Here is a 3096-nt window from a genome sequence, read left to right on the forward strand (position 1 = left end):
TACCGCCGGTAATGGCGGAACCGTCAACGGTTATCGTCGCATTGTCGGGGTTGTTCCCTGCGCTACAGCCAAATGCTGCGACCGAAGCATTGACACTCGCTATAATGGCCGGTTCTGTAACAATTACATCCACATCTTCCTGACAACCTCTTCCAGAATACACTCGAACTACATAATTATCCGCTGCTGATAAATTATTGAATATATTGGATGACTGTGCTATTGGGGTTACCGGAACCAATGGTCCAACCGCTGGTTTTTGGAATAGTTGAAAAGTATATGGAGGATTATCCATAGTGGGGTCTAGTGTAGCAGTAATAGAGCCATCACTAGCACCAAAACAACTTGTAGAAGTTGGGGTTGCCGTAAAAGCGACTGCTCTAGGAACTTCCAACTCAAGGTCTACAGATTTATCACAGCCTGTCAATATTTGGTCATAGACAAAAGCCTGGTACGTTTTTGCTTCTAAGCCCGTAAAAATTGGAGATACCTGTGGTGCACCGTTCACACTTATACCCCCATCAAATAGTTCATACATATAATCACCAGAACCTCCATATGCTGTAATTAGAGCTTCACCATCATTTCCAAAACAAGTTGGTTGCGTAATTACGTCAGCAGTGATAGATGTTGGTTTAAAAATTTCAAGAGAAATTAAGTTTCCACATCCATTAAAATCTCTAACTTCTATAGTATAGTTGCCAGAACTCAAGTTTGTAAATTGATGTGTACTTCCGGTAGTAGTTAATGTCGATGACTGGAAAGAACCTCCGTTCAAACTTAATTTATGAGGTGATAAACCTGCATTATCCAAGGTAATTTCAATTAAAAACTCCCCTTCATTAGCTGCACATTGGTTTGGTATCACTCCAGAAATTACTGGTGTTGGGTCTTGAGATATGGTAATATCAAGAGGAGCAGCGGTTGAGCAATCATTCCCATCCATCACATAAATATCCCAATCTGAATTGACCAAAGGGTCCAATTCTGCATAGTTACTAGTAACAAAGTCGGCAGCAACTGGGGAAATTCCGTCCTCAACATATGCATAGGTGTAAAATCCATTCCCACCACTAGCTATTACTGTTACATTGGCATCTTCTAAACAATTTCCATTATTTTGGTCGACTATGGATAAAATGACTGGGTTTGGTTCCAAAATCCTGAAATTGAAGGTATTGGAACAATCAGGACTTGACTGTTCTCTAAAGAACAATACATAATCTCCGGGTGGAATATTTTCAACGGTTTCTAATGGGGTTGGTCCAGGTCCAATTGGTCCTGTAACTGATCCCGAGTAAGAACCAACTAGTGGTGTATTGGTCAATGATTCCCTTATTTCGTAGTCAATTGTTGTTACGGTGGCATCATATTGCTCAAATCGAAAAGCAATAGATCCATCGGTGTCTCCAAAACAAGTAACATCTTCTACTACTGGATCTGACACTACATCTATTGAGGAGAGCGCGGGAATATCAACCTCTACATAACTAGAACAATTTGTATCGGTATCAATTACTTGAAAGATATAGGTTTGTCCCGTATTAAGTCCATTATAGGTAGCCCTTTCTTCTCCAATCCCAGGACCCGATGTTTCCGAGTCCGGTAGTGTTCCCGAACCGTAGATACTGAAATCATAGTTTCCAGAACCTCCACTGGCCAATAAATCTACCGTTCCACCAGTAAGACAGCTAACCGCTGGTACAACGGCATCCACAGATAAATATGGATTTGATAAAACCCTTACCGGATTTTCATAATACTCACAGCCATTGGCATCCAAAATACGGACATAATAATCCCCAAATGGAAGGCCATCAAAAGTAATCGAGGTCGCTGTGGTGTTTGTTATAGGATTAGGGCCCGTCGTAGGTACTACATTGTTTAAATTATCGTACAAGGTATACGTAAAATTAGGAACTCCACCACTGGTAATGGTGATATCTATCTTTCCTGGGATATCTCCAGAAGCACCACAGCTCACATCTGTGGGTACTACATTGGCATCAAAAAGAACTGGGTCTGTTAAGGTTACTGTGTCCGTAAATGTACAACTTCTGCTATCCCTTATGGTAAACGAATAGGTTCCTGCAGCAAGACCTGGATAAACCAACTGACTCGTAAACGGACTGCCATTAAAACTTGCCTGATAAGGGGAACTACCAAAATCAGGATCAATATTTATTTCCACTATTCCATTGGTATCTCCATTACAGGTAGGTTCTGTGATGGTCGTAGTTGCCACTGGATTTATTGTTGCAGTTACAGTAACTTCATTGGATTCAGCGGAACAACCTTGACTATCGGCTACCCTAAAACGATATATCCCTGGTACGCTTGTATTGAATGGGAAACCTCCGGTATATGAAGCATAAGCAGCCCCATCTACACTTAATTCATAAGTAAAAGGGGAGTATCCTCCATTAATATTTATATTCAAAATGGCATCTGGAGAAGCCGAACAATCGATATCCTTAGTTAAAACTACATTTGCTGTTAATTGTGGTTCAATAGTAAATGCTATGTCGTCAACACAACCGTTGGTATCCCTTACTTGGAAGGTATAATTACCAGGTACCAAATTAGCGAATGTATTTGAAGTCCTTAAAGAACCACCGTTCATACTGTAGACATAAGAACCTGATCCGCCGGTAGCACCCACTACTACTGTAGCCGAACCCGCGTTTGAGGAATCAAAACACAAATCTGAGGCTGGGTCAATACTCGCCGTTGGAAGTGCTGGGGCCGTTAGGGTAAAGGTGTCCGTTTCCGTACATCCGTTGGTATCTGTCACAGTAATTGTGTGTAGTCCCAATTGATTTAAGCCAGTAAACAAATTGCCGCTCTGTGGTCCTAAAACAACAGTATCGGGCTGTAAAATTTCATAGGTGAATCCTCCACTACCCCCATTTGCAGTAATTACTACGGAACCATCATCTACACAAGTAGGCTGTGTAGCAACATTACTAACCGTAACAACGGTTGGTTCGTTAATGGTTTGGAGAAGGGTAACGGTACATCCCGCGGTCGGGTCGTCGAGGTCCCTTACGGTAACGGTATAGTTGCCGGCGGGGAGTCCCGAGATCGTCTGTGGCG

1 pseudogene is annotated in these 3096 nt (G+C 42.1%); it reads right to left on the reverse strand.

The annotated features are described in order from the left end of the window. Positions 1-3096, reverse strand: a pseudogene (locus BLS33_RS24460) (hypothetical protein); the annotation flags it as partial.

Source organism: Kriegella aquimaris (assembly GCF_900103215.1).
GTDB lineage: Bacteria > Bacteroidota > Bacteroidia > Flavobacteriales > Flavobacteriaceae > Kriegella > Kriegella aquimaris.